Raw genomic sequence first — 18386 nt, 5'->3', positions numbered from 1 at the left:
TAAGACCCCCACTACAATGAGCCCCTTGCCTGTTCGCGCCAAGCGCGCCCAGGCCCGCTACATACCAACGACAAGGGGAGCTTTGATGAAATTGGGTCTAGGAATTCGACTGATCGGCGCGGTGCTCGCGCTGGGCGTGATCCAGACGGCCGGCGCGGCCGATCCGGACAAGAAGGAAATCCGCTTCGGCGCCACCGCCGGCCCGTACTCCGACCAGATCCGCTACGGCATCAAGCCCCTGCTGGAAAAGAAAGGCTACAAGGTCACCATCGTCGAGTTCAGCGACTACGTGCAGCCCAACCTGGCGCTGGCCGATGGCGCCATCGACGCCAATGCCTTCCAGCACGTGGCCTACCTGAAGAAATTCTCCGGCGACCGCAAGCTGCAGCTGTCGGAAGTCGTGCAGGTGCCCACCGCCCCCATCGGCATCTACAGCCGCAAGCACAAGACCCTGACCGAAGTGAAAGCGGGCGCCACCGTCTCGCTGCCCAACGATCCGTCCAACCTGGCGCGTGCCATCGCTATCCTGCAGCAGACCGGCTGGGTCACGCTGAAGCCCGGCACCGACCCGATCCGTGCCAGCGAGCGCGACATCGAAACCAACCCGAACAAGCTCAAGCTGATCCAGCTCGAGGCCGCGCAGCTGCCGCGCTCGCTCGACGACGTGGACTACGCCTTCGTCAACGGCAACTTCGCCCTCTCCTCCGGCCTCAAGCTGACCGAAGCCCTGGCGCTGGAGAAGATCCCCGACTACTACATGAATCTGGTGGCCGTGCGCACCGCCGACGTGAGCAAGCCCTTCGTCAAGGACATCCGCGATGCCTACCAGTCGCCTGAGTTCAAGGCGACCACGCAGCAGCGCTTCGCGGGCTTCCTGCCGCCGTCGTACCAGCGCTGAGATGCGAGGCCTCACGGCCTCGCCCGAGAAAGAAAGGACGAGAGAAGGCTGTCAACCTGCGTCGACTGCGTGCTCGTCCGATGGATCGACCCACTTCGGTCTGGCGTCGATGACCGCGACAGTGCTGCCTACCCGGCAAGGGGTGGTGTCGRCATGGGCAACGATGGAACTGGACATAGGCTTCGCGCAATTCGGGCTTAAAGCCTGCCGACGTCGATCACGGCCTGCGCGAATGCCTGAGGCGCTTCCTGTGGGAGGTTATGGCCGATGCCCCCCGTGATAGTCCTGTGCTCGTATTTCCCGGTGAACTTGCCCGCATAGGCGCTCGGCGCCGGGTGCGGTGCGCCGTTGGTATCGCCTTCCATGGTGATGGTCGGCACACCAATGGACGGCGCCAGGGAAAGTCGCTGCTCAAAGGCGTCATACTTTGCTTCGCCAGAGGCAAGACCTTGCCGCCAGCGATAGTTGTGGACGGCAATGGCGACATGGTCTGGATTGTTGAAGGCCGATGCACTCCGCTCAAACGTGGCGTCATCGAACTTCCATCCCGGTGAGGCTTGCCTCCAGATCAGCTTGGCAAAATCGTGCGTATATTGTTCGTAGCCGGCCCGCCCGCGATCGGTTGCAAGGTAGAACTGGTACCACCACTGGAACTCTGCCTCGGGCGGCAGCGGCAACGCACCGCCTTTCTGGCTCCCGATCAGGTAGCCGCTTACCGACACCAGCCCCTTGCAACGCTCCGGCCACAGCACCGCGATGATATCGGCGGTGCGCGCCCCCCAATCGAACCCGGCGAGTGTCGCATGCCGGATATTGAGCGCATCCATCAGCGCGACGATATCTGCGGCCACGGCAGTCGGTTGCCCGTTGCGCATCGTCTCTTGCGACAGGAAACGCGTAGTACCGTAGCCGCGCAGATACGGGACAAGCACGCGATACCCGCGCGACGCCAGCAGCGGCGCCACGTCAACGAAACTATGAATATCGTAGGGCCAGCCGTGCAGCAGGATGACCGCGGGTCCGTCGACCGGCCCCGCCTCGGCGTAGCCGACATTAAGCAGCGCGGCGTCGACCTGCTTCATTGACGCAAACGATGTATGGGCACCCGGCWAGGCCGAAGGCACGACCGACGAATTCGGCGAACGTGTCTGGCCCCTGGCGGAACGCGGCACGCCAAACTGGGCAGCGGCAAGCGCCACGGCTGTCATGCCCATGAAGCCGCGACGACGCGAATTGATATTTTCTGACATATTCCTCTCCACCTCGTCAAGCGAGGTCATTGAGCTTTGCGTAGCCCTGATACCTTTGACGGCAAAGCCAAGATCGCTACTCGAACCACGCAACCCTCTCCCCGGCAAGGCATTGGCTAACGGGTGCGTGGAAAGCGCCAGGGCCTAGTTGCGAGCGCCGTCCGTGTAGACGTTCCTCGAATCGACGCGGGCACCATCGGAGAACACGTCGCGCGGTCCGACGCGTGCTCCATCGGTAAAGACATCGCGCGCTCCGATGCGTGCGCCGTCCGTGAAGACATCACGCTGGCCGATACGCGCGCCATCCGTATAGACGTCACGAGGCGAATTGACCGCGGCCACGGCGGCTTGCGAGGCAAAGGTGGCGGCCGTGGCAATCAGCAGGGCGGCACCAGAGAATTGGCTGAGACGTTTCATGAGTAGCTCCTTGAAAACCGGACAGAGAGATGACAGTCAACGACCGGATCCGAGAGGCCTGCAGCAGCAGCGCCACGTTGCGATCGTTACTGCCGTATACGCTGCGCGATCGGAAATCATTCCCGTCGTCAGATCGAAATTTTGATTTGCCGTCATAACGCCACGCGGTCGGGCCGTGCGGTGCAGCACACGGGTCACGACGCGAGGCGGTGATGAATGGGATGTGGAAAGAGCCACACGGAGAGCTGCAGGCGCGGATGGCGGCAAGGAAAAAGACGCGTCTATCTATGGCGATCTGACGGACCCGAGTGGGCCGCGGTTTTCCTTGGGCGGCCGGACCATCAACCCTGGCCTCCAGAGCTTCATGGCCAAGCGCATGGGGGCCAGGACCTTCGAGCTGAAGGCGAGTCACGTATCGTCGATCTCACATTCCCGACGAGACCGGCAGTCTCATTCTGGAAGCTGCCGGACGGGCGCCGGCTTCACGTTCTCCGCATTCATCACAGCCTCGCGTGGTGGCCCGTGCGCTGCGCGGCGCGGCACTATGGCGCCAATTTGAAATTTCAATCCTGCATCGGGAATGCTCCGCGATCTCGCGGCGTATACGCAGTAACGATCGCAACATGGCGCTGCACATAAAGCCTCGCAGGTCCGGTCGTTGAACTGTCATCTCTGTAATCGTTCGCCAAGGAGTCGATCATGAAACGCCTCAGTCAAATTTCCGGTGCTGCCCTGCTGATTGCCACCGTTACCACCTTCGCCTCGCAGGCCGCCGTTGCCGCAGTCACTTCGCCTCGCGACGTCTATACCGACGGCACGCGTATTGGCCAGCGCGATGTCTTCACGGATGGCGCGCGCGTTGGACAACGTGACGTGTTTTCCGATGGTGCGCGGATCAGTTCGAGGGATGGCTATACGGACGGGGCCCGCAACTGAGCACCGGCGGCTTTCAGCGCGCGATAGCAAACATCTTGTGAAGGAACGTCATCATGAAAGACCCTATTCGTATTGTCTGTGCAGCAGTCATCTCGGTAACGGCCCTCATTGCCACTCCAGTGTTCGCGCAGTACGCACAAGTCACAGCCCCTAACGTCACGCGAGCGGATTTGCTCCGTGAAGTCCAGGAACTGGCGGCCCTGGGATACGAGCCAAGCAGAGAAGGCAAATATCCGGCCGATCTGCAAACGGCACTACAGCAACTAGCAAAAACGCACCAGGGAAATACCGGCGCAGCGTTGGTGTCGCAGGCGCCCTCGCGGTAACGTGCTTTGCCTCGAAGAGCGCGGATCCTCGGCTGCCTCGTTCACAATGGCCCCGGAAGGGGACATTAGTGAATGCGGCGGCTTCAATCCACTGGTAGCGTTTGATAGCGCGCGCGATGCCCACGGAAATCAACCTGGACGCGGGGTTGTCACGCCGAGCTTCCATCACTTTGGCGACTGCAACCGGGATACCCGCTCGCCGTGTCCGCTCACTTCGCACATCGGATGCACACCAGGCATCCATGAAACCGACTCAAACTTTTAGTCTGACGTCGGGAATATTTCGCGATAACGGCGCGTATACGGTAGTAACGATCGCAACATGGCGCGGCTCCTGCAGGCCGCACGGATCCGGTCGTTGAAGCTTTTCCATCCATGCCCCAAGGAGCTACTCATGAAACGCCTCGGCCACATCTCCGGCGCTGCCCTGCTGATTGCCACAGCCGCCGCCCTTGCTTCCCAAGCCGCCGGTGCGGCTGTCAATTCGCCCCGCGACGTCTATGCCGATGGCGCTCGCATCGGACAGCGTGACGCATTCACCGATGGCGCCCGCATCGGACAGCGTGACGCATTCACCGATGGCACCCGCATCGGACAGCGTGACGCATTCACCGATGGTGCCCGCATCGGACAGCGCGACGCATTCACCGATGGCGCCCGCATCGGACAGCGTGACGCATTCACCGATGGTGCCTGAAATTCGGCGCTGAATGATCGTATCGACGCCGCTCGAACCCTTGCAGGCATGGATCGCACGGGCACGTCTATTTCTCCCGCAAGCGCTGCCGATCCCTACATCGACGGAACCCATGCCTGACAACGGGCCTCAATCACTCGCCAGACTGGAATGACAGCAATCCTTGCAGCGCTGCGGATGACTCGCGACAACCACCGCGTGTCACCCACAGCTGCTGATGCCACCCGGTGGTCCCGCCGCGATCAGGGAGCCTGCACCTGAACCGGAGCGCCAGGCTTTCCCGAGATCTGCGGGGCTACCACGAGGTAGCGGCGCATGTCCTCTGCGGCGCTTGTTCCCGGCGCAACGACCTGCCGGATCGGCCCGATGGTATTGACGATGGCCGCGCCGGCCGGATTCGTCATGAACACGGCAAGCGGCTCGAGCGGCCCACCGCCGTCAGCTTTGTTCGCAAGCGCCAATACATAAGGTTGCCTCGGCTGAAGGCCGGTCACCGCCGCCTGCAGCACCTGCACCAACCCCTGGTCGAATAACGTAATGCTGCTCGCGGCGGCTGCCTTCCCGCCCGGCTGCCCCTTGTTCGGCGCCAATAGCGTCAGGTGGCTTGCCTGCCCGGCAATGCCAAGCGGCTCCAGGTTCTGCGTTCCATCCCCTTGCGTCACTGCGTTCGGTACATATGCAATCGCCTGCGGTGCCTGGCCTACCGGAACCGTCGCGATCACCTTGTTGCTCAGCGTGTCGATGGCAGCGATGGCATCGGCATTTTCCAGACCCACATACATGCGGCTGCCATCGCCCGAGGGCCAGATGCCGTGAGGCAGGCTCCCCGTTGGAATGGTAGCCACCTGTGAAAAATCATCGGTACGAAAGACCTTTACCTGATTCAACCCGCCCACAGTCACGTAGGCRAAACTGCCCTTGGCATTGCGCGCGAAGTTCACGTGGTTTGTGAGGGGACCGGTTTCGAAGCTCTTGATGCGGGCGAATGGAGGACGTGCGTCAAAGACCTGAACCCTTCCAGTATCCTTGAGTGTGAACCAGACCTGCCTGCCGTCCGGCGTGGCGGCGATATTCGGACAAAACGGGCTGTCCTGCTTCACCGCACCCACGATCTTGTGCTCGGCCAATGAGATCACCTCGGTTTCCGGATTGAATGAAGAGCACACGTAGCCGTACTTGCCATCGGGCGAGAAGATCTGCATGCCAGGTCCGGCGGGCACGACAATACGGGTCTTCTCTTCGAAGGTTTTGGCATCGAGAACCGCAACATAGTTTTCTCCGCGCACGGTAACCCAGACCTCGCTGCCGTCTGGCGTGTAGAACGCCTCATGCGGCGCCCTGCCGACGTAGGTAGCGTGCTTGACCGCATTGGTTTGCGTATCGATGAACGTCACCGAATTTGAACCGATGGAGACAATGGCCAGGGTCCGATGGTCTGGTGAGAAGCCCATGCCATGTACCAGCACCTGTCCACGGTAGAGCGGACTGAAATTTCCGGGCGAAGGATCCCCGAGCCGGATCAGGCCAAGCAGACGATGATCGACCGGGTCCACCACGGAAACCGTGTTCGAAAATTGCTCGGCGGCATAGAGGCGGTCACGGTGGCTGACAGGGATATCCGGTTCGGACTGGGATACGGGGGCCTGCCCAGCCAATGACGGTGCCGCCGCCGCCAGGGCACTGACCGTCAGGACGAGGACAAGGAGCGATTCGAATTTCATCTTGACTCCTGCGACTGCTCTGGTTGGTGGCCATGCACGGGCAAGACGCGCTCACCGCCTTCACGGTGCGCTTCCTCCACAGGCACTGATATGCCGGTCGGCCTGCCGATGTCGGTGGGGGCCGCAACCGGGGGCGGTAGCGGCAGCCCTACCGCCAGACGCATGGCAAGGATCTCCTGCTGCTGCTCAACGATGATCTCCTGCGCCAGACGACGCAGTTGCTCATTGTGGCCAAAGCGCAGATAGGCCTGCGCCATATCGATCGCACCCTGGTGGTGTGGCGCCATCGTGGAGACAAAGTCCCGATCGATATTGCCGCTCGGCGTGATTTCCATGTGCCTCATCATGGCGGTCATGGCCGCGCCGTTTTCGGCCAGGAACGCGCGCTCCCCCTCGTCGTCCGCCGTGCTGCCGGCCGCGCGAGCCGGCATTGCATGGATGGCAAGCGTCAGCCACCCCATCGCCACAAGGCTTGACGCGATTCTGGCAGCGGACATAGTCATTTCGGCAACCCCTCGCAGGAGCCGCCACTCGGAGCGGCATCAATATCTTAGGAGAATATGCAAATGACGCCGCGAGACCAACGGGAATAAAAGCGAAGCCAGCGTGTTTACGAATCAAGACCCCTTGACTAACTACGGCACGCTGCCATGCACCTTGACAACGCCCCCGACACCGAACGGCTCTCGGAAGTCGATATCCAGGCGCATGCCGATGGTCTCCTGCCCCCCGGCAAGGCCGCCAGCCTCCACAGGTATCTTGAAGGCTACCCCAGCGAAGCTGGCAGGATTGCCTTCTACATGCGCCTCAACGAGCAGATCAAACAATCGTATTCTCATCACGACGTTGCGCGGGAAGCTGATTCTCGCTCGGCCAGCAAGCGGCCCGTGAGGTACACCCGCAGGGTTGCCCGCATGCTCGTATCCGGCCTGGTGCTGCTGGCGGCAGTGGGCGGGTGGCTGGCTGGCGCAAGCGCGTCGAACAAGGAGCTGGACAGTGTGGCGGTACTTGCACTGGTCGAGGCAATAAGTGCACCTGCTTATCCCAGTGCGATCGACATGGCCGGAGGCAGGCCCTCGCCCGACCTGAATTCGGTCGGATTCAGTCTTATGAGTCGAAAGCCGGTTCGCATCGGGCCGGTGTCTGAAGTGCTTCAATCGGTCTATGAAGGCCCGAATCAGCGGCGTATCGTCCTGCTGGAGGCCCGCGCCCTGCCTTTTGATCCGGCAACGCCACATTGGTCCGCACGCCGGGTTGGCGATGTTCGTTTGCTGACCTGGAAGACCGGTACCACTCACTACGTGCTCGCCGGTAGCGCCAATACCCCGCGCTTGATGCAGGCGGCCGATCTCATGACTTCGCGCTGACGTCGAGCGCATCGACAAGGACTAGAGTGAGATGGGATCGCCTCGGCAACGACAGTTCCCGACTGGAGCGGGCCATGAAAATCCAGGATGAGTTGGTCGAGCATGTGCCACGGATGCGCAGGTATGCCAGGGCATTGATCCACAATCACGACCTGGCCGACGACCTTGTACAAGACACGCTGGAACGCGCGTTGGGCCGAACCGAGCAGTTCCGTCCAGGTTCTGACTTGCGCGCCTGGCTGTTCTCAATTATGCATAATCTTTTTATCAACCAGATTCGCCGGGCCTCCGAGCGCGTGGTGCACGTATCGGTCGACGATGATTCCGTGGATGAGGGCGAATACGCAGTGCCCCCGGAGCAAATGCGCTCGCTGGAAATTCGCGATCTCGACTACGCGTTGCAGCGCCTGCCTGTGGAACAGCGTGAAGTCGTCCTCCTGGTGGGTCTGGAGGAAATGAGCTACGCCGATGTAGCGATTGCGCTTGATGTCCCGATTGGCACCGTGATGTCCCGCCTGTCGCGTGGCCGGGAACGGTTGCGGGCACTGATGGCGGGCTCGCAATCCAGCGCAAGACTCAGGGTGGTGCAATGAGCGAACAACGGATTTCCATTTCCGAAGACGATCTTCATGCCTACGCCGACGGGGCGCTGTCGGAAGAGCGCCGCGCCCAGGTTGAGCGAGYCCTGGAGCAGGACCCGGCCCTCGCGGCAAGGATCAGTGACTATTTCTCGCTGAACAGTCTGCTCCACGAGCGCTATGACAGGGTCCTGGCCGAGCCGGTGCCCAAACGCCTTCAGCCATCATCTGCAAGGCACCCGGGCCGGGGCGAAGCGGCCAACTGGCCTCGCTTTGCGGGTATCGCCGCCACGCTGGTGCTGGGCATTGCACTCGGTGTCGGGAGTCAGATGATGCCGCGCATGACGGGTCAACTCGCGAGCAATGAGCCGATCGGCAGCCTGCAGGGCCAGGACGGACTTGCACGCAATGCGGCCGTGGCACATGTGGTCTACATGCCCGACGTTGTCCGCCCGGCCGAGATCGGTTCCGATCGTGAGCAGGATTTTGTGCAATGGCTGGCAAACCGACTCGGCACCAACGTGCACCCGCCGGTGCTGACACGGGTCGGCTTCGAACTCGTCGGCGGCCGTTTGCTGCCCGATGCCGGTGGGGGCGTTGCACAATTCATGTATCGCAACGCCAAGGGCGAACGGATCACCCTCTACATATCCCACCGGACCACGAGCGCGAACACCACCGCGTTCCAGCTGTACCAGGACGGACCGGTCAATGTCTTCTACTGGCTGGACGGTGACTTCGGCTATGCCGTCAGCGGCGGAATCGATCACACGGTGCTGCTCGACATCTCGCACGATGTCTATGCCCAACTGACACCTGGAAAGAATGAATAGTCGAGCAGGCTGCGCTCCCTCCGTTCATCCGGCCTGGCCTGCAGGAGCCGACGACGCGCTCATCGTGGCAAGCAGCCTGACAAATGCGAGCGCGGCCATGTTGGTGCTGGCATGCGGGCGTGCACAGTGCAACACGGCATCGACGGTGCCGCCGCGCCTGGACTTTGCCGCTTGCAACGGCCGGTATGTCACGCGTGCCGAGCGCATTTCCGCAGCCGATGCGGGCACCAGCGCGGCGCCAAGCCCGGCCTCGACCAGGGCGAGCATGGTCGGGAGTACGCTCTCCTGATCGATGCGTGGCTGCACGCCGGCCGCATGATAGATCTTCTGGCTCAGGTCGCGAAAATAGGCTGAGCCGACCGCGCTGAATCCAACCATCGGAAGGCGATCCAGCGCCGCTGGCGCCACCGTGGCGTCTGCGGCGAGCGGATGCCCGAGTGGCAACGCCAGCAACATCGGCTCACGATCGGCTTCGAACGCATCGAAATCCGCTTCCACCGTCGGTGTGGACAGGCGCAGCAGCGCCACGTCGAGTTTGCCGGCGCGCAAGGCATCCCACTGCTCGGCTGACGTTGCCTCCGTGAAGTCGAATGCGACGGCAGGATAGGCGCTGCGGTACGCAGACAGTATGCGTGGCAAGAGGCGGTACGCGGCGGTACTTGTAAATCCCAGCGAGATCCGTCCCGTCTCGCCATGCGCTGCCCTGAGCACTGCCTGCCCGGCGGCGTCCGCATCGGCCAGCAGTTGCCTTGCCCGGTCGAAGAGCACCCTGCCCGCCTCCGTCAACTGGACCGACCGCGTCGTTCGCGCAAACAGGTCCGCACCAACGTTGGCTTCCAGTTGTCGGATTTGCTGGCTCAAAGGCGGCTGTGCCATATGGAGCCGCGCCGCGGCACGTCCGAAATGCAGTTCCTCGGCCACCACAACAAAGAGGCGCAACGCGTGCAACGAGAGAGCCATTGATACATAAAAATGAATGAATACTCTGGAATATTATATTGGATCTATCGAATAGACCAGCATAAGATTGCCTTCGATATCCCCTTCAAAGCCCCGCGATTCTTGCCCATAGGAACTCCAACATGAATCCCAAAGCCCTGTTCCGTACCCTGGCGGGAAGTATCGCCGCAGTGTGCTTCAGCGCCCTCCTGCCTTTGCCCGCCATGGCACAACATTCGCAATACCCGGTCAAGCCGATCCATATGGTTGTGCCGTTCGGCGCTGGCAGCGTGACCGACACCCTGGCGCGCATCATTGCAACCAGGCTCAGTGAGGCCTGGGGCCAGCCTGTCGTGGTTGACAACCGGGCGGGCGCCGACGGCAACATCGGCACAGGCTATGTTGCCGCGGCGGAGCGCGACGGCTACACGCTGCTCTTTGGCGCGGCCAGCACCAACGCGATCAATGCCAGCCTCCACACCAACCTCAAGTTCGACCCCCAACGCGACTTCGTGCCGGTGGTCAATGTGGCCAGCGTGCCCAATGTGCTTGTGGTTCCGCCTAGCGTTCCCGCGCGCTCAGTCAAGGAACTGCTGGCACTGCTGCACAGGCAGCAATACAGCTATGCCTCGGGAGGCGCCGGTGGCAGCCAGCACCTGTCGGCCGAATTATTCAAGTCCATGTCGAAGACCGATATCCTTCACGTGCCTTACAAGGGCGGTGCCCCTGCGCTGACCGATCTGCTCGCCGGGCGCGTGCAAATGATGTTCTGCAACCTCCCGCTATGCCTGCCGCATATCCGCTCCGGCAAGCTCATTGCCCTCGGCGTGACCTCGGCGCGGAAATCGCCTCTGCTGCCCGACGTTCCCACGATTTCCGAGTCGGGCCTGCCCGGCTACGTGGTGGAAGGCTGGTTCGGCATGTTTGCGCCAGCCGGCGTGCCCAAACAAGTGGTCAGCCGCATCAATGCGGAAGTTGTCCGCATCCTGAAAGATCCCAAGACACGCGAGCAACTGCTGGCCCAGGGCGCGGAGCCCGTCGGCGATACGCCCGAAGCCTTTGCCGTCTTCGTGGGCAAGGAACATGATCGCTGGGCGGCTGTCATCCGCAATGCCGGCATCACCTTAAACTAGGAGCATCCAGCTCATGCGCGCCCCCAATCGTCTCACCGCCCTTGAGGCGGCCACCCGGATCGAGCGAGGCAACCTTACCGCCGAAACGCTGACGCATGCCTGCCTCGAGCGCATACAGGAACGCAACGGCGCGGTGCAGGCCTTCGTCGCCGTCAATGCCGATCTGGCTCTCTCCCAGGCGCGTGCGGCGGATCGCCGCCCGGGTGGCCCGCTGCGCGGCATTCCTGTCGCCGTCAAGGACATCATCGATACCGTCGGCTACGACACGGCCTACGGCTCGGCAGCGATCTATGCCGGGCATCGCCCTGCAGCAGACGCCGGCTGCGTTGCGTCTGCGCATGAAGCCGGTGCCGTCATACTTGGGAAGGTTGCCACCAGCGAATTCGCCACGCAGACGCCGAGCGCAACGCGCAACCCCCTCGACCTGGAACGCACGCCGGGCGGCTCGTCCAGCGGTTCCGCAGCCGCCGTCGCGGATTTCATGGTGCCGGTCGCGTTCGGTACGCAGACTACCGGGTCGATCACCCGCCCGGCAGCGTACTGCGGCGTGGTCGGCTACAAGCCGACTTTCGGCCTCATCAGTAGTGCCGGCGTGAAGACCCTCAGCCATACCCAGGACACGGTGGGCCTGCTGACCCGCACCGTCGCCGACGCCGCCTTCTTCTGCCTTGGCCCGGCGCAGGCACGCGCCGTCGAACAACCGGGGTTGAGGCCGCGCATTGGCGTGTGCCTGTCGAGTCAGTGGCAGCATGCCAGCCCCGAAACGCACGCCGCCCTCGACGCGATCGCCGCCCGCGCCGAGCGGGCCGGCGCAAGCGTGCTGCGCTGCAGGCTGCCGCAGGAACTGGAAGCCTTGATCGATCTGCAGAGCAGCATGTTCGCCTACGAGGCCAGGCAATCGCTCGCCCATGAACGTACGCAACATCACGAGCAGCTCAGTGCGCGCCTGCAAACGCGCCTGGCCGGTGGGGAGACCGTGAGCACAGAGGCCTACCTGCAAATACGAAGCCGCATGCACGCCGGCACCCGACAAGCCGATGCCATGTTCGGCGATCTCGACGTGCTGCTCTACCCCGCCGCGGACGGCGAAGCCGAGCTGGGCCTGGCAGACTCGGGCTCGCCACGTTTCGGCGCACTCTGGACAGCGCTGCACCTGCCCACGGTTTCATTGCGCATAGGGACTGGCCCCGCCGGGCTGCCAATTGGAGCCCAACTGATCGGACGCTATGCGGATGACGCACGCCTGCTCGCGGTTGCAAGCGCCCTGGCGCGCATTGCAGGCTACGATCAGTAAGCGAAGGGGGTAGGAGAGCGCGCCTTGGGCCGCCCAGCGAAGTAACCAAACAAGCTTCTTGCTGGACAGGCATCCGCCGCTGCGCGCCATGACCCGCAGCAGCGGCCCGCGCGGCTACTTGCTGGCCACCTGCCCGCCAGCCTGCCCGCCAGTCTTTCCGCCGGACTTCCCGCCATCGGCCAGCGTCGACGCCCCGCCCCAGTCCCCGCCCAGCGCCTTCACCAGGAACACTGCGGTCAGCATCTGCTGCCCCCGCAACTGGACGGCGGTGCGCTCGGCGCCCAGCAAACCCTGCTGGGCCGTGATCACGTCCAGGTAGCCGGTGGCGCCGCCGTCGTAGCGGGCCGTGGCCATGTCGAGCACCTTGCTGGCGCTGCCCACGGCGCGCTGCTGCTGGTCGTTGGCGCGCGACAGCGCGGCGAGGCCCGTGATGCCGTCCTCCACTTCCTGCATCGCGGTCAGCACCACGCGGCGGTAGTTGGCCACCGTGCCGTCATAGCCAGCACGCGCGAAGTCCAGGTTGGACCGCAGCTTGCCGCCGTCGAACAGCGTCACCGCCGCCGACGCCCCAAGCGACCACACCAGGCTCGGCAGGTCGAACAGCGAGCCGAACGATCGCGTCTCCGTGCCGATGGCCGAGCCCAGGATCACGCTGGGATAGAACGCTGACTTCGCCACGCCGATCTGCGCATTGGCGGCCGCCATCGCGCGCTCGGCCGAAGCCACGTCGGGGCGGCGCTCCAGCACGTCGGACGGCACGCCGAGCGGCACCGCCGGCGGCACCAGCTCGGCCCCCTCCGGCGCCAGCGTGAACAGCGGCGCGGGCGTGCCGGTCAGCGTGGCGATGGCGTGCTCGAACTGGCCGCGCTGGCGCGCGAGCACGTCCACCTGCGTGAGCGTGGCGTCGAGCAGCGCCTGCTGCTGCGCCAGGTCCAGGCCCGACGCGGCGCCCAGGTCGTGGCGCGCATTGACCAGGTCCAGCGCGCGCCGCTGCAGCGCGATCGAGCGGCGCAGCACGTCGACCTCTACGTCGAGTGCGCGCAGGTTGTAGTAGTTGGCGGCGAGATCCGTGGTCAGCAGCAATCGCACGTTCTCGAAATCGGCGAGCGACTGCTGCGCCGATGCCTGTGCGCTCTCGATCGTGCGCCGCACGCGGCCGGCCAGGTCAAGCTCGTAGCCGACGGTGAACGAGGCCGTGAAGTCGTTCTGCACCGTCGAGTAGTTCGGCGCGGCGTAGTTGGTCAGCGGCCGGTTGGCCGAGATCCGCGCGCGCTGCTCGCGCGCATTGATGCCGATCTGCGGGAACAGCCCGGCGTTGGCGGCATTGGCCTGCGCGCGCGCCTGCAGCAGGCGCGCGTTGGCGGCGGCGAGCGTCGGGCTGGCGGCCAGCGCCTGGCGCTCCAGCGCGTCCAGGCGCGGATCGCCGAAGCGCTCCCACCAGTTGCCCTTGGCCACGCTGTCGCCCGGCGTGCTTTCGCGCCACGGCGGCTCGAGCTTCCATGCCGCCGGCATGTCGGCCTCGGGCTTGCGGTAATCGGGCCCGGCCGCGCAGCCGCCGAGCAAGGCGGCCAGCGCCACGGCCGGTGCGATCGCTTGCGCGCTGCGCCGCAGCCTCATCGCCTGGCCTCCGTGGCGGCGGGCGCGGAGGCCGGTGACGCCGGCGCCAGCGCCACGCGGTCGCCGTCGGCGATCGAGTCCGACGGGTTCAGTACCAGGCGGTCCTGTGCGCCCACGCCGTCGAGGACCTCCACGGTGGCGCCGTAGTAGCGGCCCAGCGTGACCGGGCGCAGCGTCACCTTGCCCTGCGCGTCGACCACGGCCACGCGCGTGCCCTCGGCGCGGAACAGCAACGTGTTGCTCGGCGCCTGCAACGCCTGGCTGCTCTTGAGCGGCAGCGAGACCGTGACGTAGGCCCCGGGCAGCAGCACGCCGTCGCGGTTGGGCAGCGTGACCTCCACCTGCATGGTCCGCGTGGCGGCGTCGATCGACGCAGCGGTGCGCGCCACCTGCCCCTTGAAGGCCTGGCCACGCAGCTCCGCCTGCGTCACCACCACTTCCTGCCCTGCCTTGACGAGATTGGCATAGCTTTGCGGCACGTTCACGTAGACGCGCAGCGGGTCGGTCTGCGAGAGCAGGAACAATTGGCGGTTGCCATCGATCAKGTCGCCCACGTCAACGCTGCGGCGGGTGATGATGCCGGCGAACGGCGCCACCACGCGCTTGAAGCCTTCGAGCTGGCGCAGGCGCTGCACGTTGGCATCGGCCGCGGCCACGTTGGCCACGCCTTGCGTGACCGCGCTGCGGCGCTCGTCGAGTTCCTGCTGCGACACCACGTCCTTCTTGCGCAGCCCCTCCCAGCGCTCTACCGTGCTGCGCGCCAGCGCCAGGCTGGACGCGGCCTGCTCGCGCGCGGCGATGGCCTGGCTGAGCTGCTGGTCGATCTCGGGTGTCTCGACCTCGGCCAGCAGTTCGCCCTTCTCCACATGCGCGCCGATGTCCTTGGTCCAGCGCTTCACATAGCCGTTGGCGCGCGCGGCGATGGGCGCCTGCACGAAACCCTGCAGCGTACCGGGCAGCGCCAGCGACTGGCTGCTGCCGGCCTGCGGCAACGCGGTCAGCACGTACTGCCTGGCGCGCTCTTCGGTGCCCGCGCGCAGGGCCTTGGCGTCGGCATAGCGGCTGATCAGCGTGCGCCCGGCGCCCACCGCCAGCAGCGCCAGCACCACCAGCGCCGCGATACGCGTGCGCCGCGCCACCTCGCGGCGCTTCAAATGCTCGTGCGGATCGTCCCCGCCGGCATCGCCCATGTGCAGGCCCAGCTCTGCATGGCGTTGTTCGGTCATTGCCTCAACCCTCTTGATGTGTGGGAGCCAGCGGCGGATGCGCCCCGCCCCGGTGCGCCTTGCGCCCGGCCAGCCAGCGGTGCACGGCGGCGAACACCACCGGTACGAAGAACAGTGTCGACACGGTGGCGAACAGCAGCCCGCCGATCACCGCGCGGCCCAGCGGCGCGTTCTGCTCGGCGCCCTCGCCCAGGCCCAGCGCCATCGGGATCATGCCGATGATCATGGCCAGCGCCGTCATCAGCACCGGGCGGATGCGGGTGGCGCCCGCCTCCAGCGCGGCCGACAGCGGCGGCACGCCCTCGTCGAGCCGCTGCCGCGCGAACGACACCAGCAAGATACTGTTGGCGGTGGCCACGCCCATCGTCATGATCGCACCGGTCAGCGCGGGCACGCTCAGCGTGGTGCCGGTGATGAACAGCATCCAGGCGATGCCGGCCAGCGCCGCGGGCAGCGCCGCGACGATGACCGCCGCGTCGATCCACGACTGGAAGTTCACCACCACCAGCAGGTACACCAGCACGATCGCCATCGCCAGCCCGACACCGAGGCCGATGAACGACGACTGCATGGTCTGCACCTGCCCGCGCACCACGAGCTGCGAGCCGCGCGGCAGCTTGCCCTGCATCTGGTCCACGAGTTTCTGCACCTTGCCCGCCACGGTGGCGAGGTCGGTGCCCTGCACGCTCACGTAGATGTCGATCGCCGGCAGGATGTTGTAGCGCGACACCACCGCCGGCTGGCGCGACGTGGAGGCCTGCACCAGGTTGCCCAGCAGTTGCGAGCCACCCGGGCTGGTGGCGGCGTTCGCGGGGGCCGCGGGGCTCGCGGCATTCGCGGCGGCGCCCACCGGCAGGTTGAGCAGCGTGTCGAGCGAGTCGATCTTGTACTGCGGCGTCTGCACCGCCACGCTGTAGACGATGCCGTTGCCCGGATTGAGCCAGAACGCCGGCGCGGTCTGCGAGCTGCCGGACAGCGAGATCAGCACGTTCTGCCCGACGTTCTGCGCCGACAGCCCGAGCTGCTGCAGGCGCGTGCGGTCCATGTCCAGGTTGATGGCGGGATAGTCGTTGCGCTGGTGCACGTGCGCGTCGACGGCGCCGGGGATCTGGCGGATCTGCTTGACCAGCTCGCCGGCGAGCTGGGCGTTGGCCTGCAGGTTGTTGCCCGTGAACTGCACGTCGATGGCCGCCGGCAGCCCGAAGTTCAGGATCTGCGTGACGATATCGGCCGGCTGGAAGAAGAACTCCACGCCGGGGAAGCGCCTGGGCAGCTCGGCGCGCAACAGCGAGACGTACTCCTCGGTGGGCCGGTGGCCCTCCCGCAGCGACATCAGGATCTCGCCGTCGAGCGTGCCGATGGTGCCGGCATTGCTGTAGGACAGGTTGATGCCGCTATTGGGCACGCCCAGGTTGTCGAGGATGGTCTCCAGCTCGGCGGGCGGGATCATCTCGCGGATGGCSGCCTCCACCTKGTCGGYSASGCGSGCGGTYTCCTCGATGCGGGTGCCGGTSGGCRYGCGCAKGTGCAGGCGGATCTGGCCGGCGTCCACSGTCGGGAAGAAGTCGCGCCCGAGGAACGGGATCAGCGCGCACGACAGCACGCAGAAGCCCAGGAACACGGTGGCGAAGCGCTTGCGGTTGGCCAGCTGCGCCGACAGCGCCAGCGTGTAGACGCGCCGCACGTTCTCGAAGCGGCGGTCGAACCCGCGGTACAGCCGCTGCAGCAAGCTGGGCTTGCCGTCGCCGCCCTGCGTGTGCGCGCCGCCCATCAGCAGCATCACCAGCGTCGGCACCAGCGTGCGCGACAGGATATAGGAGGCCGCCATGGCGAACACCACGGCCTCGGCCAGCGGCACGAACAGGAAGCGCGCGACGCCCTCGAGGAAGAACATCGGCACGAACACGATGCAGATGCACAGCGTGGACACGAACGCCGCCACCCCGATTTCTCCGGCGCCGGTGTCGATGGCCTCCAGCAGCGGCTTGCCCAGGTGCAGGTGCCGCTCGATGTTCTCGATGGTGACGATGGCCTGGTCCACCAGGATACCGACCGAGAGCGCCAGGCCCCCCAGCGTCATCAGGTTCAGGGTTTCGCCGAGCGCGTGCAGCATCAGCACCGACGCCAGGATCGACAGCGGAATGGTCAGCGCGATGATCAGCGTGCTGCGCCAGTTGCCGAGGAACAGCAGCACCATGGCGGCGGTCAGGCCGGCGGCGATCAGCGCCTCGAACACCACGCCCTTGACGGCGGCCTTCACGAACACCGACTGGTCGAACAACGGCGTGACCTTCACGTCCGGCGGCAGGATCTGCTGCGCGCGGGGCAGCAGCGCGCGCAGGTTGCTGACGATGTCCAGCGTGGAGGCCTCGCCGTTCTTGAGCAACGACAGCAGCACGCCGCGCTGGCCGTCCTGGCGCACGATATTGGTCTGCGGCGAGAAGCCGTCGCGCACGTAGGCCACGTCGCGCAGGTAGGTGGTGTTGTTGCCGATGGTGCGCACCGGCAGGTCGTTGAGGCCGGCGATCGCGTCGGGCGAGCCGTTCATCTTGACGTTGAACTCGGTCTCGCCGAGCTTGGCCGTGCCCGACGGCAGGATCAGGTTCTGCAGGTTGACCGCGTTGACCACGTCGGCCGGCGCGAGGCCGCGCGCCTGCAGCGCCTGCATGTCGAGGTCCACCGACACCAGCCGGCTCTTGCCGCCGTACGGGAACGGCACCGCCACGCCGGGGATGGTGATGAGCTGCGGGCGCAGCAGGTTCACGGCGGCGTCGAACAGCGACTGCTCCGGCAGCGTGGGGCTGGACAGGCCGAGCTGCACCACCGGGATGCTCGAGGCCGAGTACTTGATCACCAGCGGCGGCGTGATGCCGGGCGGCAGCTGCCGCAGCTGCGACTGCTCCACCGCCACCACCTGCGCGATCGCCGTCTGGATGTTGGCGGTGGGCTGGAAGAAGATCTTGATGATCGCCACGCCGTTGAGCGACGTCGACTCGATGTGCTCGATGTCGGAGACGGTAGTGGTCAGGCTGCGCTCGTTCTGCGCCGAGATGCGCTGGCCCATCTCCTGGGGCGACAGGCCGTTGTAGTTCCAGATGATGCTGATGACCGGGATGTTGATTTCCGGAAAGATGTCGGTCGGCATCTTCAGCAG

Annotated in this window: 17 protein-coding genes; 8 read left to right on the top strand and 9 right to left on the bottom strand. The window is 65.1% G+C overall.

Annotation, left to right across the window (positions count from 1 at the left end; all coding sequences use genetic code 11):
- Positions 1-85: 85 nt before the first annotated feature.
- Entirely contained in the window at positions 86-898 is an 813-nt protein-coding gene (locus AC1DO7_RS08755) for a MetQ/NlpA family ABC transporter substrate-binding protein (protein ID WP_441614318.1), read from the top strand.
- Between the two features lie 197 nt (positions 899-1095).
- On the opposite strand, the gene AC1DO7_RS08750 is transcribed toward AC1DO7_RS08755, so the two are convergent.
- Together AC1DO7_RS08750 and AC1DO7_RS08745 are read right to left on the bottom strand one after the other, a co-directional pair.
- Positions 1096-2148: an alpha/beta hydrolase gene (locus AC1DO7_RS08750; protein ID WP_477116011.1), complete on the bottom strand. Its 1053-nt coding sequence runs from the start codon at positions 2146-2148 to the stop codon at positions 1096-1098.
- A 144-nt stretch (positions 2149-2292) separates the two neighbouring features.
- Complete coding sequence (locus AC1DO7_RS08745) at positions 2293-2565, bottom strand: hypothetical protein (protein ID WP_441614316.1); 273 nt, start codon at positions 2563-2565, stop codon at positions 2293-2295.
- A gap of 699 nt (positions 2566-3264) precedes the next feature.
- On the opposite strand from AC1DO7_RS08745, the gene AC1DO7_RS08740 reads away from it, so the two are divergent.
- Positions 3265-3501 (top strand): hypothetical protein, encoded by a 237-nt coding sequence (locus AC1DO7_RS08740; RefSeq protein ID WP_441614315.1) that lies wholly within the window; start codon positions 3265-3267, stop codon positions 3499-3501.
- A gap of 53 nt (positions 3502-3554) precedes the next feature.
- Positions 3555-3827: a DUF4148 domain-containing protein gene (locus tag AC1DO7_RS08735; RefSeq protein WP_441614313.1), complete on the top strand. Its 273-nt coding sequence runs from the start codon at positions 3555-3557 to the stop codon at positions 3825-3827.
- A gap of 388 nt (positions 3828-4215) precedes the next feature.
- On the opposite strand, the gene AC1DO7_RS08730 is transcribed toward AC1DO7_RS08735, so the two are convergent.
- The 3 genes from AC1DO7_RS08730 to AC1DO7_RS08720 all read right to left on the bottom strand — a co-directional run bounded on the left by AC1DO7_RS08730 (position 4216) and on the right by AC1DO7_RS08720 (position 6748).
- Positions 4216-4638, bottom strand: a complete 423-nt coding sequence (locus AC1DO7_RS08730) for a hypothetical protein (RefSeq protein WP_441614311.1) — start codon at positions 4636-4638, stop codon at positions 4216-4218.
- A 128-nt stretch (positions 4639-4766) separates the two neighbouring features.
- Positions 4767-6245 (bottom strand): YncE family protein, encoded by a 1479-nt coding sequence (locus AC1DO7_RS08725; protein ID WP_441614309.1) that lies wholly within the window; start codon positions 6243-6245, stop codon positions 4767-4769.
- Positions 6242-6748 (bottom strand): DUF305 domain-containing protein, encoded by a 507-nt coding sequence (locus tag AC1DO7_RS08720; protein WP_441649857.1) that lies wholly within the window; start codon positions 6746-6748, stop codon positions 6242-6244. Before AC1DO7_RS08720 ends, AC1DO7_RS08725 begins: the two co-directional genes overlap by 4 nt.
- Positions 6749-6895: 147 nt before the next feature.
- Here AC1DO7_RS08720 and AC1DO7_RS08715 point away from each other — a divergent pair, with 147 nt between their 5' ends.
- The 3 genes from AC1DO7_RS08715 to AC1DO7_RS08705 all read left to right on the top strand — a co-directional run bounded on the left by AC1DO7_RS08715 (position 6896) and on the right by AC1DO7_RS08705 (position 9023).
- On the top strand, positions 6896-7612 hold the full coding sequence (locus AC1DO7_RS08715; protein ID WP_441614305.1) for an anti-sigma factor family protein: 717 nt from the start codon (positions 6896-6898) through the stop codon (positions 7610-7612).
- Positions 7613-7686: 74 nt separating this feature from the next.
- Complete coding sequence (locus AC1DO7_RS08710; protein WP_441614303.1) at positions 7687-8205, top strand: RNA polymerase sigma factor; 519 nt, start codon at positions 7687-7689, stop codon at positions 8203-8205.
- Positions 8202-9023, top strand: coding sequence for an anti-sigma factor family protein (locus AC1DO7_RS08705; RefSeq protein ID WP_477116005.1), 822 nt, complete (start codon positions 8202-8204; stop codon positions 9021-9023). The genes AC1DO7_RS08710 and AC1DO7_RS08705 overlap by 4 nt, the downstream gene beginning before the upstream one ends.
- 24 nt (positions 9024-9047) lie before the next feature.
- Here AC1DO7_RS08705 and AC1DO7_RS08700 read toward each other — a convergent pair whose 3' ends face one another.
- Positions 9048-9971, bottom strand: coding sequence for a LysR substrate-binding domain-containing protein (locus AC1DO7_RS08700; protein WP_441614299.1), 924 nt, complete (start codon positions 9969-9971; stop codon positions 9048-9050).
- Between the two features lie 134 nt (positions 9972-10105).
- On the opposite strand from AC1DO7_RS08700, the gene AC1DO7_RS08695 reads away from it, so the two are divergent.
- Positions 10106-11095, top strand: coding sequence for a tripartite tricarboxylate transporter substrate binding protein (locus AC1DO7_RS08695; RefSeq protein WP_441614297.1), 990 nt, complete (start codon positions 10106-10108; stop codon positions 11093-11095).
- Between the two features lie 13 nt (positions 11096-11108).
- On the top strand, positions 11109-12389 hold the full coding sequence (locus AC1DO7_RS08690; RefSeq protein ID WP_441614295.1) for an amidase: 1281 nt from the start codon (positions 11109-11111) through the stop codon (positions 12387-12389).
- Positions 12390-12503: 114 nt separating this feature from the next.
- On the opposite strand, the gene AC1DO7_RS08685 is transcribed toward AC1DO7_RS08690, so the two are convergent.
- From AC1DO7_RS08685 to AC1DO7_RS08675, 3 genes are all read right to left on the bottom strand, one after another.
- Positions 12504-14006, bottom strand: coding sequence for an efflux transporter outer membrane subunit (locus AC1DO7_RS08685; RefSeq protein ID WP_441614293.1), 1503 nt, complete (start codon positions 14004-14006; stop codon positions 12504-12506).
- Complete coding sequence (locus AC1DO7_RS08680; RefSeq protein ID WP_477116004.1) at positions 14003-15232, bottom strand: efflux RND transporter periplasmic adaptor subunit; 1230 nt, start codon at positions 15230-15232, stop codon at positions 14003-14005. Before AC1DO7_RS08680 ends, AC1DO7_RS08685 begins: the two co-directional genes overlap by 4 nt.
- A 4-nt stretch (positions 15233-15236) precedes the next feature.
- A partial coding sequence (locus tag AC1DO7_RS08675) for an efflux RND transporter permease subunit (RefSeq protein WP_477116003.1) occupies positions 15237-18386 on the bottom strand: 3150 nt, incomplete at its 5' end.

The organism is Cupriavidus sp. 05N40 (assembly GCF_056397305.1).
Note: the sequence above shows the minus strand (reverse complement) of the source record. Positions and strands in the feature narration are given on the sequence as shown.

Bases quoted from the DNA above. Each gene is read 5' to 3' on its own strand.
- AC1DO7_RS08740 (WP_441614315.1), top strand. From the start codon at position 3,265: ATGAAACGCCTCAGTCAAATTTCCGGTGCTGCCCTGCTGATTGCCACC.
- AC1DO7_RS08735 (WP_441614313.1), top strand. From the start codon at position 3,555: ATGAAAGACCCTATTCGTATTGTCTGTGCAGCAGTCATCTCGGTAACG.
- AC1DO7_RS08720 (WP_441649857.1), bottom strand. From the start codon at position 6,748: ATGACTATGTCCGCTGCCAGAATCGCGTCAAGCCTTGTGGCGATGGGG.
- AC1DO7_RS08745 (WP_441614316.1), bottom strand. From the start codon at position 2,565: ATGAAACGTCTCAGCCAATTCTCTGGTGCCGCCCTGCTGATTGCCACG.
- AC1DO7_RS08755 (WP_441614318.1), top strand. From the start codon at position 86: ATGAAATTGGGTCTAGGAATTCGACTGATCGGCGCGGTGCTCGCGCTG.
- AC1DO7_RS08730 (WP_441614311.1), bottom strand. From the start codon at position 4,638: ATGGGTTCCGTCGATGTAGGGATCGGCAGCGCTTGCGGGAGAAATAGA.
- AC1DO7_RS08690 (WP_441614295.1), top strand. From the start codon at position 11,109: ATGCGCGCCCCCAATCGTCTCACCGCCCTTGAGGCGGCCACCCGGATC.
- AC1DO7_RS08695 (WP_441614297.1), top strand. From the start codon at position 10,106: ATGAATCCCAAAGCCCTGTTCCGTACCCTGGCGGGAAGTATCGCCGCA.
- AC1DO7_RS08715 (WP_441614305.1), top strand. From the start codon at position 6,896: ATGCACCTTGACAACGCCCCCGACACCGAACGGCTCTCGGAAGTCGAT.
- AC1DO7_RS08685 (WP_441614293.1), bottom strand. From the start codon at position 14,006: ATGAGGCTGCGGCGCAGCGCGCAAGCGATCGCACCGGCCGTGGCGCTG.
- AC1DO7_RS08710 (WP_441614303.1), top strand. From the start codon at position 7,687: ATGAAAATCCAGGATGAGTTGGTCGAGCATGTGCCACGGATGCGCAGG.